At 75.7% G+C, this 13,447-nt stretch carries 10 protein-coding genes and 2 pseudogenes; 9 read left to right on the forward strand and 3 right to left on the reverse strand.

Translation table 11 applies throughout. From position 1 onward, the window contains the following. Genes OG559_RS07770 through OG559_RS07790 form a run of 5 tightly spaced genes read left to right on the forward strand, consistent with a single transcriptional unit; the run spans position 1 to position 6,611 of the window. A complete protein-coding gene (locus OG559_RS07770) occupies positions 1 to 1,251 on the forward strand; it encodes a cytochrome ubiquinol oxidase subunit I (RefSeq protein ID WP_405113831.1) in 1,251 nt (416 codons plus the stop codon). A 10-nt stretch (positions 1,252 to 1,261) separates the two neighbouring features. Beyond that, positions 1,262 to 2,266, forward strand: coding sequence for a cytochrome d ubiquinol oxidase subunit II (locus OG559_RS07775; protein WP_405113832.1), 1,005 nt, complete (start codon positions 1,262 to 1,264; stop codon positions 2,264 to 2,266). Further along, positions 2,263 to 3,939: a thiol reductant ABC exporter subunit CydD gene (gene cydD, locus OG559_RS07780; RefSeq protein WP_405113834.1), complete on the forward strand. Its 1,677-nt coding sequence runs from the start codon at positions 2,263 to 2,265 to the stop codon at positions 3,937 to 3,939. Before OG559_RS07775 ends, cydD begins: the two co-directional genes overlap by 4 nt. Then, complete coding sequence (gene cydC / locus OG559_RS07785) at positions 3,936 to 5,879, forward strand: thiol reductant ABC exporter subunit CydC (RefSeq protein ID WP_405113836.1); 1,944 nt, start codon at positions 3,936 to 3,938, stop codon at positions 5,877 to 5,879. The genes cydD and cydC overlap by 4 nt, the downstream gene beginning before the upstream one ends. A gap of 60 nt (positions 5,880 to 5,939) precedes the next feature. Further along, positions 5,940 to 6,611, forward strand: coding sequence for a permease prefix domain 1-containing protein (locus tag OG559_RS07790; RefSeq protein ID WP_405113838.1), 672 nt, complete (start codon positions 5,940 to 5,942; stop codon positions 6,609 to 6,611). An 86-nt stretch (positions 6,612 to 6,697) separates the two neighbouring features. On the opposite strand, the gene OG559_RS07795 is transcribed toward OG559_RS07790, so the two are convergent. Continuing rightward, complete coding sequence (locus OG559_RS07795) at positions 6,698 to 7,033, reverse strand: PadR family transcriptional regulator (RefSeq protein WP_405113840.1); 336 nt, start codon at positions 7,031 to 7,033, stop codon at positions 6,698 to 6,700. 118 nt (positions 7,034 to 7,151) lie between these two features. Between OG559_RS07795 and OG559_RS07800 the strand changes: the two genes are divergently transcribed. The 4 genes and pseudogenes from OG559_RS07800 (at position 7,152) to OG559_RS07815 (ending at position 12,300) form a co-directional block, all read left to right on the forward strand. Beyond that, positions 7,152 to 8,183: a DNA primase gene (locus tag OG559_RS07800; RefSeq protein WP_405113842.1), complete on the forward strand. Its 1,032-nt coding sequence runs from the start codon at positions 7,152 to 7,154 to the stop codon at positions 8,181 to 8,183. A 64-nt stretch (positions 8,184 to 8,247) separates the two neighbouring features. Next, positions 8,248 to 10,053 (forward strand): annotated as a pseudogene (locus OG559_RS07805) (transposase); the annotation flags it as partial. 282 nt (positions 10,054 to 10,335) lie between these two features. After that, positions 10,336 to 10,800, forward strand: a pseudogene (locus OG559_RS07810) (transposase); the annotation flags it as partial. Between the two features lie 276 nt (positions 10,801 to 11,076). Continuing rightward, on the forward strand, positions 11,077 to 12,300 hold the full coding sequence (locus tag OG559_RS07815) for an ABC transporter substrate-binding protein (RefSeq protein WP_405113844.1): 1,224 nt from the start codon (positions 11,077 to 11,079) through the stop codon (positions 12,298 to 12,300). A 155-nt stretch (positions 12,301 to 12,455) separates the two neighbouring features. On the opposite strand, the gene OG559_RS07820 is transcribed toward OG559_RS07815, so the two are convergent. Both OG559_RS07820 and OG559_RS07825 read right to left on the reverse strand, forming a co-directional pair. Further along, entirely contained in the window at positions 12,456 to 13,049 is a 594-nt protein-coding gene (locus OG559_RS07820; protein WP_396669302.1) for a GTP-binding protein, read from the reverse strand. Between the two features lies 1 nt (position 13,050). Beyond that, complete coding sequence (locus OG559_RS07825) at positions 13,051 to 13,428, reverse strand: DUF742 domain-containing protein (RefSeq protein ID WP_387020390.1); 378 nt, start codon at positions 13,426 to 13,428, stop codon at positions 13,051 to 13,053. Positions 13,429 to 13,447 lie beyond the last annotated feature (19 nt).

The raw sequence follows: 13,447 nt of genomic DNA on the forward strand, positions 1-13,447 counted from the left end.
ATGGACTCCCTGCTCCTCGCCCGTCTGCAGTTCGCCACGACCACCTCGCTGCACTTCCTCTTCGTCGCCGTCACGCTGGGGCTGGTCACCCTGCTCGTCGGGCTTCAGACCGCCTGGGTGCTCACCGGCAACCCGGCGTACGAACGGCTGACCCGGTTCTGGGGCCAGCTCTACGTGATCAACTATGTGCTCGGCATCGCCACCGGGATCGTGATGGAGTTCCAGTTCGGGTTGAACTGGAGCGGCCTGTCGCGCTACGTCGGCAACGTGTTCGGTGCGCCACTGGCGATCGAGACCCTGGTGGCGTTCTTCCTGGAGTCCACGTTCCTCGGCATGTGGATCTTCGGGTGGCACCGGCTGCGCCGGGGCGTCCACCTCGCGCTGCTGTGGGGCGTGGCGCTGACCGCGTACGCCTCGGCGTTCTGGATCATGGTGGCGAACTCCTGGCTCCAGCACCCCGTCGGCTACGAGCTGCGCGACGGGGTGGCCCACCTGACCGACTTCGGCGCCCTGCTCACCAACCCCACCCTCGGGATGGCGTTCGGACACGTGGTCGCCGCCGCCCTGCTCACCGGCGGGATGCTGATGGCCGCGGTGAGCGCCTGGCACCTGCTCCGGCGTACCCCCGACTTCGCGCTGTTCCGCACCTCGCTGCGGATCGGGCTGGTCACCGCGGCGCTCGCGGTCAGCCTGGTGCTGGGCTTCGGATTCGCCCAGTTCGGGCCGGTCGGGCAGGCGCAGCCGACCAAGTTCAGCGGCGGCGCGGGCCGGGACGCCCTGGTCACCGAGTGGACGGCCAGGTTCGGGCCCGGCGACTACGCCCCGCCCGTGCTGGCCGACGTCGGGCTCGGTTTCATGATCATGATCGGCATGCTGCTCTGCTGCGTCTGGCTGCTGCTCCCCCTGCTCTGGCGGGACTGGATCATCCGGCTCCGCGTCCCGCTCTGGATCACCCTGGTGGCACTGCCGCTGCCCTTCGCGGCGGTGCTGCTCGGCTGGATCGCCCGCGAGGTGGGCCGCCAGCCCTGGGTCGCGTACGGGCTGCTGCCCACCGAACGGGCGGTCTCCCCCGTCGGGCCGGGCGTGATGCTCGCCTCGCTGATCGGCTTCACCCTGCTGCTCGGCGCGCTCGCCGTCGCCAACGGGGTGCTGTTCGCCCGGCACGCCGCCAGGGGCGCCGCCGACCCGCCACTCGGCCGCCCGCCCGCCCCGGCCCCCGAGCCGGTCCGCCCCGTGTCCGTCCTCGCCTGAGGGAGCCGCCGTGGAACTCGCCTGGTACGCCCTGCTCGGCCTCTTCTTCGCCGCCTACCTGGTGCTCGGCGGCTACGACTACGGCGTCGGGCTGCTGCTCGCCCGGGGCGGCGGCCCGGACCACCGGGCGGCGCTCACCGCCGTCGGCCCGTTCTTCCTCGGCAACGAGGTCTGGCTGGTGGCCGCGGTCGGCATCCTGTTCGGCGCGTTCCCCACCCTGGAGGGGGAACTGCTCTCCGGGTTCTACCCGGTCGTCGCCGCCGCGCTGGCCGGGGTGGTCGCGGTGACCGTCGGCGTGCAGTTGCGCAGCCGCCCGACCGACGGCCGGGCCCGGGCCGCCTGGGACCGGGTGGTGGTCGCCGGCAGCCTGCTCGCCGCGCTCGGCTGGGGCGGGCTGCTCGCCGGTCTGCTCCAGGGCGTGCCGCTGACCGCCGCCGGGCACGTGGCGGGTCTCGGGCACGTGGCCACCCCGTTCGTGGCCGCCGCCGGGGTCGCGATGGTGGCCCTGGTGGCCGTGCACGGTGCGACCTTCCTCACCCTCCGGCTTCCGGCCGCCGACGCCGCGCCGCTGGCACGTACCGCCCGCAGGCTGGTCGCGGTGGCGCTCGCCGCAGTCACGCTGGCCACCGTCGCGGGCGGCCTCTCCGATCGGGTACGCGCCGCGACGCAGCGCCCGCTTTTCGCCGCACTGCTGCCGTTCGTGCTGGTCACGGCGCTGCTGGTGGCGCGGGCAGCGCTCGCGCGGCGGCGGCCCGGGGTGGCCTTCGCCGCCACCTCGGCGGCGCTGGCGCTGCCGGTGGCGCTGGTCGGGGCGGCGCTCTGGCCCTACGCGCTGGTTTCCACCACCGATCCGGCGGCATCACTGACGGTGACCGGCGGGGCGGCCAGTGGGCCGACCCTGGCGCTGCTGGGCTGGCTGACGGTGCCGCTCCTGCCGGCCCTACTAGGCTTTCAGGCAATGTGCTGGTGGGTGTTCCGGGGACGGACCGACGGCAGGGCACCGGTGTACTGGTGAACCGCCGTCCCTTCGACCCGCGTCTGCTGCGCCGGGTCCCCGCGGCCCGGCGCGACCTCGCCGTGCTCGCACTGCTCGGCGGAGCGACGGCGCTGCTGGTCGTGGGGCAGGCGACCGCGCTGGCCATGCTGCTGGCCACCGCGATCGACGGGCGGCTGGACCGGCCGGCGCTGGCCGGTTTCCTCGCCGCGGTGGCCGGGCGGGCGCTGGTCACCTGGGCGCAGGGCACGGTGGCGGCGCGAGTCGCCGCGACGGTCAAGGCCACGCTCCGGGAGGACCTGCTCGCGGCCGTCGGCCGGCACGGCCCCGGCTGGGTCGCCGGCCAGCGGGCCGGCCAGCTCGCCACCCTGGCCGGGCGCGGGCTCGACGCGTTGGACGCGTACTTCACCGGGTACCTTCCGCAGCTCGTGCTCAGCGTCACCGTGCCGGTGGCCGTGCTGGCCCGGATCGTCTTCGCCGACTGGGGCTCGGCGGTGATCATCGCGTTGACGTTGCCGCTGATCCCGGTCTTCGGCGCGCTGCTCGGCTGGCAGGCGCAGGCCGCCACGGACCGCCAGTGGCGACGGCTGTCGCTGCTCGGCGGGCACTTCCTCGACATGGTCGCCGGGCTGCCCACCCTGCGCGCGTTCGGCCGGGTACGGGGGCAGGTCGAGGTGGTGCGCCGGATCGCCGACGGACACCGCGCGGCCACCATGAAGACGCTGCGGATCGCGTTCCTCTCCGCGCTGGTGCTGGAGCTGGTCGCCACGCTGTCGGTGGCGCTGGTCGCGGTGCCGGTGGGCATCCGGCTGCTCGGCGGCGGGCTGGCCCTCTCCACCGCGCTGCTGGTGCTGCTGCTCACCCCGGAGGCGTACCTGCCGCTGCGGGCGGCGGGCAGCCGGTTCCACGCCAGCATGGAGGGGCTGACCGCGCTGGACGAGGCGCTCACCCTCTCCGCGGTCGAGCCGGCCGCCGACCGGGCGGAGCCGTCGCCGGCCCCCGACGGGCGGGGCGAGATCCGGTTCGAGGGCGTCACCGTCGAGTACGAGCGGACGGTCGCGCTGCGGGACGTCACGCTGACCATCCGGCCGGGCGAGCGGATCGCCGTCGTCGGGCCCAGCGGCGCGGGCAAGAGCACCCTGCTCAACCTGCTGCTCGGCTTCGTCGCCCCGACCCGGGGCCGGATCACCGTGGACGGGGTCGACCTGGCCGGCGTCGACCCGGACGGCTGGCGCAGCCGGCTCGCCTGGGTGCCGCAGCGCGCCCACCTGTTCGCCGCGACGCTGGCCGACAACATCCGGCTCGGCGCGCCCGACACCGACGACGACGCGCTCGCCGCGGCGGTCACCGCCGCCGCGCTGGACGAGGTGGTCGCCGCCCTGCCCGACGGGCTCGACACGATGCTCGGCGAGCGCGGCCACGGCCTGTCCAGCGGCCAGCGGCAGCGGGTGGCACTGGCCCGGGCGTTCCTCCGGCACGCCCCGGTGGTGCTCCTCGACGAGCCCACCGCGCGGCTCGACACCGCCAGCGAGGCCGTGGTGCTGGCCGCCACCCGTCGGCTCGTCGCCGGGCGGACCGCCCTGCTGGTGGCCCACCGACCGGCCCTGTTGGAGGACGCCGACCGGATCCTGCGGGTCGAGGACGGCCGGGTCACCGAGCTGACCCGCGGGACGGTCGCGGAGGTGGCCCGATGAGCACCGGTCCCCCCGACGGCGCGTCCACCACACCGCCGAGCCCGGGCGCGGACGCCGCTGCGGCCCCACCGCTCGACACGCCGCCGAGCCCGGGTGTGGACGCCGCTGCGGCCCCACCGCCCGACGGCCGGAGCGTCCGGGCCGCCGAGCGGACCGTGCTCCGGCTGGCCCGGCCGTACCTGGGGCGGCTGGTCGGGGCGGGGCTGCTCGCCGCCGCCACCGAGCTCGCCGGGCTGGCCCTGATGGCCACCGCCACCTGGTTGCTGATGAGCGCCGCCGGCCGGCCGCCGCTGGACCGGCTCACCGTGGCGATCGTCGCGGTCCGGGCACTGGCGATCAGTCGGGGCGTGTTCCGCTACACCGAGCGGCTGGCCGGCCACGACGCCGTGCTGCGCATGATCACCGACGTGCGGGCCCGGGTGTTCGCCACGCTGGCGGCCCGGGGCGATGCCGCCCGGGGTCGCACCGGGGACGCGCTGAGCCGACTGGTCTCCGACGTGGAGGCCGTGCAGGACCTGCTGCTGCGGGTGCTCGTGCCCGGGTCGGCCGCCGCCGGAGTCAGCGTGCTGGCCGTGGCCGGGGCCGGTCTCGTCTCGCTGCCGGCGGCCGGGGTGCTGGCGCTGGGCCTGTTCGTCGCCGGGGTCGCGCTGCCGCTGGCGGCCACGGCGCTGACCCGCCGGGCCGCCGACGAGGTCGCCCCGCTGCGCGGCGCGCTCGCCACGGACGCGGTCGACCTGACCCACGGCGCGGCCGACCTGGCCGCGTTCGGCGCCACCCGGCAGGCGCTGGCCGCCGCCGGGGGGCGGGCCCGGCGGCTGGCCCGGCTGGAACGACGGCTCGCCGCGACCGGCTTCGCCGTGGACGCGGCCGGGGTGCTGGTCGCCGGGGCGACCGCCGCCGGGGTGGTGGTCGCCGCGCTGCGCGCCGGGGTCGGCGGGGTGCTGGTCGGGGTGCTGGCGGTCGGCTCCCTGGCCACCGTCGAGGTGGCGCTCGCCCTGGTCGGTGCCGCCCGGCAGCGCACCCAACTCCGGGCCGGCCTGGTCCGGGTCGCCGCCCTGCTGATCGCCCCCGAGGCCGGCGCCGCCCCGACCGTCCCCGAGGCCGGCCCCACCCCGGCCCCCGCCGACGAGGCCCGCACCGACGAGGCCCCCGTCACGGTGACCGCCGCCGCCCCGCACGACGTGCGCCTGGACGAGGTGACCGTGCGGTACCGGGCGGGCGCGGCACCGGCGCTGGACCGGGTCACCCTGGACCTGCCGGCCGGCCGCCGGGTCGCCGTGGTCGGCCCGAGCGGCGCCGGCAAGAGCACGCTCGCGGCCGTCCTCACCGACACGGTGCGCCCCGAGGGCGGCCGGGCCACCCTGGACGGGGTGGACCTGTCGGCGTACCCGGCGCAGGAACTGCCCCGGGCGGTCGGCGGGCTGCTCGCCGAGGCGTACGTCTTCCACACCACGGTCCGGGAGAACCTGCTCCTCGGCCGGCCCGCCGCCGACACCGACGCGCTGACCGCCGCGACCCGGGCCGCCGGCCTGCTCGACTGGGTACGCGCCCAGCCCGCCGGCTGGGACACCGTGGTCGGAGAGGAGGGCGGGCAGCTCTCCGGTGGCCAGCGGCAACGCCTCGCGCTGGCCCGGGCGCTGCTCGCCGCGCCCGGGGTGCTGGTGCTCGACGAGCCGACCGAGGGCCTCGACCCGGCCGCGGCCGACGCGGTGCTCGCCTCGGCGCTGGCCGCCACCCCGGCGGGGCACTCGGTGCTGCTGATCAGCCACCGGCTCAGCGGGCTGGCCGGCCTCGACGAGATCGTGGTGCTCGACGCCGGCCGGGTGGTGCAGCGCGGCCGGCACGCCGAGCTGATCGCCGCGCCGGGCTGGTACCGGGACCAGTGGCTGCTCCAGGAGGCGGCGGAACGCGGCTACCTGGCCCTGACCCCCCGCCCCTGAGCGCCGGCTCCGGGAATCTCCCCGACGCGGACGGGGCACCGCCGTGGCAGGCTCGGTCCCATGTCCCGGTGCGACGTCGTACGCGTGGAGGACCGGCTGCGCGAGCTGGACGACCGGCTGCACGGTCCGCCACGGCTCAAGGCCGACCTGCTGACCGAGGCTCGGCACGCGTTGCAGGACGCCGTCGAGGCGTACCAGGACGGGGGGCTGCCGGCGGCGGAGGCCGAGCGGCGGGCGGTGGCCGAGTTCGGCGACGCCTCCCGGCTCGTCCCGACCTACCAGGCGGAGCTGGCGGCCGGCTCGCTGCGCGGTCTGGCCCTGCGGGTGCTCGCGGTGGCCGGGGTTCTGCTCGTGGCGGGCGACCTGACCTGGAAGGGGTCGAGCTGGAGTGGCGGGTCCGTCCCGCCCGCCGGCTACCGCCTCCTGTCCGCCTCGCTGAACGGCCTGTGGATCGCCACCGCGCTGCTGGCGGTAGCCGGGCTGCTGCTGGTGGCCGCCTCGGCCCGGTCGGCCCACCCGGCCCTGCCCCGACTCGCCCGGCTGGCCGGCTTCGGGCTCACCACCGCGCTCACCTTCGGCGTGCTGAGCGGCGGGGCCCTGTACGGCTGGTCGATCGGGCTGTGGGAGGCGGCCCTCACCTGGCCCCCGATGATCGTGGGCGGGTTGGTGACCGGTGCCGGCTTCCTCTGGATCGGCCGGGCGGCCCGGTCCTGGCTGCTCGCGGCTCGCTGACGAGGGGCACGGCGACCGGTCACCCGGGGGCGACCGACGGCGCGGCCGAGCGGCCGGCGGGCCGAGCGGGGGCGGTCGCGCGGCGGTCAGGCCGGGGCGGCGGGGGTGTCGTCGAGGAACCGGCCCACGGTGACGCTGAACTCCCGCCAGCCGGCCCGCTCACCGGCCAGCGCCCGACGCCCGGAGTCGGTGAGCTCGTAGGTGCGGCGCTCCCGGCCGTTGACGGTGCTCCAGGCGCTGGCCACGTGCCCGGCCCGCTCCAACCGGCGCAGCGCGGGATAGATCGTGCCGGTCGGCAGGTCGAGGCTGCCGTCGCTGCGCGCCCGGAGCGCCTCGATGATCGCGTAGCCGTGCAGCGCGCCCCGCTCCAGCACCGCGAGCAGCAGCGCGTCGAGGTGTCCGTGCAGGGACTGGGCCTTCATAGGTAGCAACGCTACTTGTCCGCCCGCCCGACCGCCACCGGGGTGCGGGCACCGGTCCCCATGAGCCGCCCACTAGGGTATGTGCCCAGAGTCACTCGGCGGCCGGAGACGCCGCCGGGTGGGCAACCCGAAGCACACGGAGGTCAGCGTGGCCCGCCAGTCGCCCCAACGGCCCGACGCCGACGAGCCCGAGCTCGACGAAACCGACGGCACCCTCGAAGAGGACGGCACCGTCGATGACGTCGAGGAAGAGGAGGTCGAGCGCCCGTCGGCGCGGGACGCCGACCGCTCGCTCTGGGACGAGGTGCGCATCGACCCGGTGGAGATCGCACTGCCCTCCGGCACCGGCTACACGCTGCGGGCGTACCGGCCGGCGCGGGAGCTGACCCCCACCGACGTCGCCGACCGCGACGCCGACGACCCGTTCCTGGCTCGCCGTCAGGCGATCGAGGTCGACGAGGACGACGACGAGGTCGTGATCCTCGACGAGGAGGTGGCCGCCGAGTTCGCCGAGGCCGAAGAGGAGAAGGAGAACGGCGGGAAGTCCCGACGCCGGGGCGCCGACGACTCCTCGACCAAGGCCGACGGGGACGAGGACGCCGAGACCGACGAGGACGACGAGGACGAGGCCGAGGCCGACGAGGAGGGCGACGAGGAGGGCGACGAGGAGATTCCGGTCTTCCTCAGCCACCGGGGCAAGCTGCTGCTGTTCAAGACGCCGGAGTCGCTGGTCAGCTTCGTCCGGTCCGGCGCACCCACCGACATGTCCCAGCTGGACAGCTGGAATGAACTGTCCGATCGGCTGACCCCGGCCGACATCGCGCCCCTCGACGAGGACACCTACGAGCTCGACCTGGTCGTGGAGAACCTGCGCGGCGGACACGACACCTGGGACGCTCCCCTGCTCATCGAGGCCGGTGAGGCGGCCCGGGACGTCGCGTACGCGCTGCGTCTGCCCGCTGTGCTGGACATGCTCTCCGCCGGCTCCAGCCTGGACAATCTGGACGAAGCGCTGCGGTCCACGGTCAACGGCGGGATCGGCGGCTTCCTCGGCCGGCGGCGGCTGAAGAAGATCGGGGCGCAGACGGCGAGTCTCGGTTGGCGCACCATTGTCGGCAAGATCTCTGCAGTCGTGGACTGGCGCGACTGACGCGTTCCAGGGAGCATCAGTCACTGGCAGAGAAAGACCTCAGTCCCGGGAGGAGGACGACGCCGTGGCGCTCGTGCGCGTGTACTGCGGTCTGGCCTCAGCGGATCCAGCCGGCCGACCGGCTTCGGCCGGTTCGACGCTGACGTCTGCTGTCGTCGACGACGCAGGCCGGCTGCTCCATGTCTGCGAGATCGGCGACGACCCGGCCGGATACGCCCAGCTGGTCGCCCTGCTCGTGGAGCGGTCGGGCGGGCCGAGCGGTGCCGCGATCGCGGCCGACAGCGATGACCACACGGTCACCGCGCTGCTCAGCGCCGCCGGGCGGCCATTGGCCATCGCCGACGACGACTCGGTGGACGACTTCGCCGAACGGTTCGCCGACGACGACTCGCTGGAGGAGATGCAGTCCCCGCCGGCCGAGCGGCAGGCCGTCGGGCTGGCCCGGGCACTCCAGGCCGGGGCGCTCTCCGCGGTCACCCTGCCGGCACCCCGGGATCTCACCGGCTACAAGCAGGTCCTCGCTGCCCACGCCGCGCTCGCCAGCGGCCGGCACTCCGCAGCCGTGGCGCTGCGTGAGGTGCTACGGGAGCTCTACCCGGCCGCGCTGCGGGCGTACCCGGACCCGGCCGAGCCGGTCGCGCTGGCCGTGCTCGACGCCCTGCCCGAGCCCGGCATGCTGGGCGGCACGATCGCCCGGGGCCGGGAGGTGTCGGTGGCGGCGGACGCCATCGCCGCGCACCTCGCGGCCGACGGGGTGGCCGACGCCGACGAGATCAACGACGCGGTGACCGCCCTACAGGTCGCCATCTCCGAGACCCCACGCCGCGCGGCGGTCAGCCGGGCGCTCACCTCGGCCGTGGCGGAGACGGTCCGCCAGGCGGTCGCCTCGGTGCGGGCCTGCGACGCGGGCTGTGAGGCGCTGGTCAGCGCGCTCGGCGCCCGGGTCACCAACCCGGCCCAGGCACCCGGCCGGCGGGCCGCCGCCCGCCGGGGCGAGCCGGTCGCCGAACTGACCGGCCTCGGCGGCACCGGCACCGGGCTGCGCGCGCTGCGGCCCACCGAACCCGAGCCCGTCGGCCGCCGCAGCCGCCCAGAGCCGATCCCCGGCAGCGGAATGCCGCCCTCGCCCCGGCCCCTCGGCCCGCCGCCGATCGCACCGGAGCCGATCGCCCCGCCGCCGATCGCCCCGCGCCCGATGGCCCCGGCCGCCACCGCCACCCCGCCCGTCTCCGCACCGCCTTCGGCCGGTGAGCCGCGCCGGGTGGTGGACGGCCCGACCAACCGGCCGGTGTCCGCGCCGCCGCCACCGCCGCCGGGGATGACCCCGTTCGCGCCGGCCCAGCGCGATCGCGGCTCGGTGCCGCCGGCCGAGGCCGGCGAGCCGTTCCGGCCCACGCTGACCACCGCCGCAATCCAGCACGCCCGGGCGGAGCGGCAACGCACCGTCATCCCGCCCCGGCCGAAGACCACTGGCGAGGGCGCCCGACCCGCCGGCGGGTTCAGCGCCACCGACCTGAGCGTGCCGGTCCCGACCCCGCGGCCCGGCCAGGAGGCCGCTCCCCCGGGCTCGCGGGCGAACTGGCCGCTGGTCAACAACCCCGAGGACCCGTCCGACAGCGCCGCCGACAACCCGGTCGTCCGGTCCTTCGAGGACCGAGGGCCGCGACAGATCGACGGGCCGACGGAACTGGTGCCGACCGACGGTCGGGTCACCCCGCCCTGGCTCGCCGACGACCTGCCTCAGGAGCCGCCGATGCTGCGGCTGGTCGAGCCGCAGCCGCTGGCGGACCGGGCGCTGCGCGAGGGGTCGGCCCCGTCCGGCGACCCACAGTTGGAGACACCGCCGCTGCGGCTCGTCGATCGCGGGGAGTCCATCCGCGCCGACCGGCCCGCCCCGCAGCCCCTCCCGAACCGGCCCGCCCCGCAGCCCCTCCCGAACCGGCCCGCCTCGCAGCCCCTTCCGAACCGGCCCGCCTCGCAGCCCCTCCCGAACCGGCCCGCGATGGAGCACCGTCCCGAGCGGCCGGCCATGGAGCACCGTCCCGACCGACCGGCGATGGAGCACCGGCCCGAGCGGCCCGCCATGGAGCACCGCCTCGACCGACCGGCCATGGAGCACCAGCCGGCCCCGGTCCAGCCGCCGCGTGCCGCGCCGATGGAGCGGCGGACTCCGCCGATCTCCGACGAGGGCGACGGCGACCTGCTGATCTTCGCCGCCGCCAAGTCGGCCTGGTTCGTGGGCCAGGACGAAGAGGCCGAGGTCGACTGGTCGAGCACCGCGGACACCGGGTGGCAGGCCGCCGAGCAGGCCGCCCGCCCGGCCGTGGGCGTCGAGACGAAGGCCGGGCTGCCGAAGCGGGTGCCGCAGGCCAACCTGGTCCCGGGCTCACCGCTGCGCGAGGAGCGTCCGCTACGGATCGTCCGCGACGCGGCCAGCCTGGCCGAGAACACCACCGGCTACTTCCGGGGCTGGCGTCGCGGGCAGGAGATCGGCGGCTTCGCGGTCGGCGGGCGTCCGGGACGGGAAGCGGCCGGCGGCTGGGACTTCACCCGGGACACCGGGGACCGCGACGACGACCGGGAGTACGAGTACCGGTCCGCCGGATACCGGTCCTGAGACCCGCACGCCCGATCCGGGCGGCCCGACGCGCCGGTGCGACGCCGGCCGACTGACCCGCCACGCCCCGTGGCGGGTCAGTCGGCACGCCGGACGGCAACGGCCCGGGAAGGACACCGCCACCGCCACCGCCGCCGCCGACCCCCGAAAACCGCCTCCCACCTGCGTGTTCATGCCCACACCCGGAGAAGTTGACGCCGGGTCGCGGCGGCCGGGAACATACCGGACGGTAACGGCCGGCGGCAGGTGTCGCCGGGTGGGGAAGGCGACTGGAACATGGCGGCACCGGCGATCGACCCGGGCACACCCAACCGGCGGGGGGTGCTCGCGGCTGGGGCGGGCGTCCTGCTGCTGACCGCCTGCGGGCGGACCGGGGCGCAGGACGGTCCCACCAGGGGCGCCGACCGGACCGACGGTAAGGAGCTCGTGCTCGGCGTCAGCCTGGAGCTGACCGGTGCCGGCGCGGCGCTCGGGGTGCCTCAGGAGCGGGCCCTACGGATCAGTCTGGAGTCGCTCAACGCCGACGGTGTGCCCGTCGGCAACCTGCGCCGGACCGTCCGGCTGGAGGTACGCGACAACGCCAGCGACCCGGACCTGGCCGCCCGGCACGCCGCCGAGCTGATCCAGCGGGACGGGGCGCACGCCCTGCTCGGCGGGACCGTCACCGAGACCTCCGCCGCCATCGTCGGCGTCGCCCAACGACTCCGGACCCCGTACGTCTCGCTGGCGTACGGGGACGGGATCGTGCTGCCGCTGGCCCAGCGGACGTACGTCTACAAGCTGACCCCGGACGCCTCCGACGTTGCCCGCCGGCTGGCCCGCCTCATCGCCTCACAGCGGCGGAAACGGGTTGTGGTGCTGGCGGCGGACGGGCTGCACGGCAACTCGGGCGTACGGGCGATGTCAGCGGCCCTGCGGGCCGTCGAGCTGCGGCCCGTCGAGGTCGTCCGGCTGCCCCGGACCGGCGAGAGCTTTCTGCGGGCCGCGCAACGGGTGGTGGCGGCGGAGCCGGACGCCGTGGTGGTCTGGGGCACCGCCCCCGACACGGGCGGGGCGATCCTGGCGCTGCGCCGGGCCGGCCACCGTGGGCCGCTCTACCTGGACGCGGGCGGCGTCGCCGAGGACACCCTGGCCGACGGCAACTCGGCCGCCCTGGAGGGCGCGTACGCGGTGCACCCGATCTGCCTGGGCGGGTCCACCCTCACCAACACCACCACGGCGGCGCTGGCCCGGCGGGACTTCGTGTACCGCTACATCCAGCGACACGGCGGGTTCAGCGGCTTCGCCCCGTACGCCTCGGACGCGCTGCAACTGATCGCCAACGCGTCCCGGTCGGCGGCCAGCGTGGACCGGGGGCGGCTGCGGGCGTACCTGCAGAACCAGGTCACCGAGGGCATCGCCGGGGCGTACGCGTTCGCGCCGATCCGGCACGGCGGCATGGACCGCAACTCCCTCGGCATCTACCGGGTCGACCACGGCGGCTGGGTCCGGGTGTCCTGACCCGATCCGCAAGTCACCCGCGCGGCCGGCCCCACCCCGCCGGCCCGCCGAGAGGCGGTGCGGATCGGACGGCGAGCGGGCGGGCGGTCTCGGACAGCAGGTAGCGCCCGGTGACCTGGCGGCGTGCCGGTCACCGGGCGCTGCCCGGGCGAATCTCAGGCCGGCGTGACGGCGCGCGAGCGGCGCATCGTCAACACGTACTCGACCAGCGAGATCAGCACGTGCTTCGTCGACTCCCGGTTCCGGGCGTCGCAGGCCACCACCGGCACGTCGTGCGAGATCGCCAGCGCGTCCCGGACGTCCTGCGGGTTGTGGTACTGCATCCCGTCGAAGCAGTTGATGGCCACCAGGTACGGCAGCCGCCGGTGCTCGAAGAAGTCGATGGCCGCGAAGCAGTCGGCCAGTCGTCGGGTGTCGACCAGCACCACCGCGCCGATGGCGCCCCGGACCAGTTCGTCCCACATGAACCAGAACCGGGTCTGGCCGGGTGTGCCGAACAGGTAAAGGATCAGGTCCCGGTCGATCGAGATACGACCGAAGTCCATCGCCACCGTGGTCGTCGTCTTTCCCGGCACCTGCCGGGTGTCGTCGACGCCCACGCCGGCCGAGGTCATGATGGCCTCGGTGGTCAACGGAGTGATCTCCGAGACCGAGCCGACCAGCGTCGTCTTGCCGACGCCGAACCCACCGGCGATAACGATCTTCGCCGACGTCACCCGGCCGCTCGGCGCGGGCGGGCGGTGCGACATGTCAGAGCCTGCGAAGTCCACTCAGCACCCTCTCCAGCAGTTCAGTGCCCACCGAGTCGTCGGAGTCGCCCAAAATGGTCGGCTCGTGGACCGCGACCAGGCCGTCCGTCGCCATGTCGGCGATGAGCACCCTAGCCACGCCGAGCGGAAGCTGCAGCCGCGCCGCGATCTCGGCGAGCGACTGTACACGTCCGTCACACAGCGCGGCGATGTACTGGTGTTCACGACCCTGGCTGCCATTGCTGCTGGCAGCGGTACGGCCGCGCACCGTCGTCTCGACGAGCGCTTCCAGGGCGATGTCCAGCCGGGGGCGGGTACGACCGCGGGTCACGGCGTACGGACGGACCAACGCTCCGGTCGGCTCGTCACGATCGACCATCTCGCCGCTCACCTCCCTT

It is taken from the genome of Micromonospora sp. NBC_01405, assembly GCF_045040155.1.
In the GTDB taxonomy this organism is placed as follows: domain Bacteria; phylum Actinomycetota; class Actinomycetes; order Mycobacteriales; family Micromonosporaceae; genus Micromonospora.

Coding starts and splice junctions, on each gene's coding strand:
- OG559_RS07770 (WP_405113831.1), top strand. CDS start 1: ATGGACTCCCTGCTCCTCGCCCGTCTGCAGTTCGCCACGACCACCTCG.
- cydC (WP_405113836.1), top strand. CDS start 3,936: ATGAGCACCGGTCCCCCCGACGGCGCGTCCACCACACCGCCGAGCCCG.
- OG559_RS07790 (WP_405113838.1), top strand. CDS start 5,940: ATGTCCCGGTGCGACGTCGTACGCGTGGAGGACCGGCTGCGCGAGCTG.
- OG559_RS07795 (WP_405113840.1), bottom strand. CDS start 7,033: ATGAAGGCCCAGTCCCTGCACGGACACCTCGACGCGCTGCTGCTCGCG.
- OG559_RS07815 (WP_405113844.1), top strand. CDS start 11,077: ATGGCGGCACCGGCGATCGACCCGGGCACACCCAACCGGCGGGGGGTG.
- OG559_RS07820 (WP_396669302.1), bottom strand. CDS start 13,049: ATGTCGCACCGCCCGCCCGCGCCGAGCGGCCGGGTGACGTCGGCGAAG.
- OG559_RS07825 (WP_387020390.1), bottom strand. CDS start 13,428: ATGGTCGATCGTGACGAGCCGACCGGAGCGTTGGTCCGTCCGTACGCC.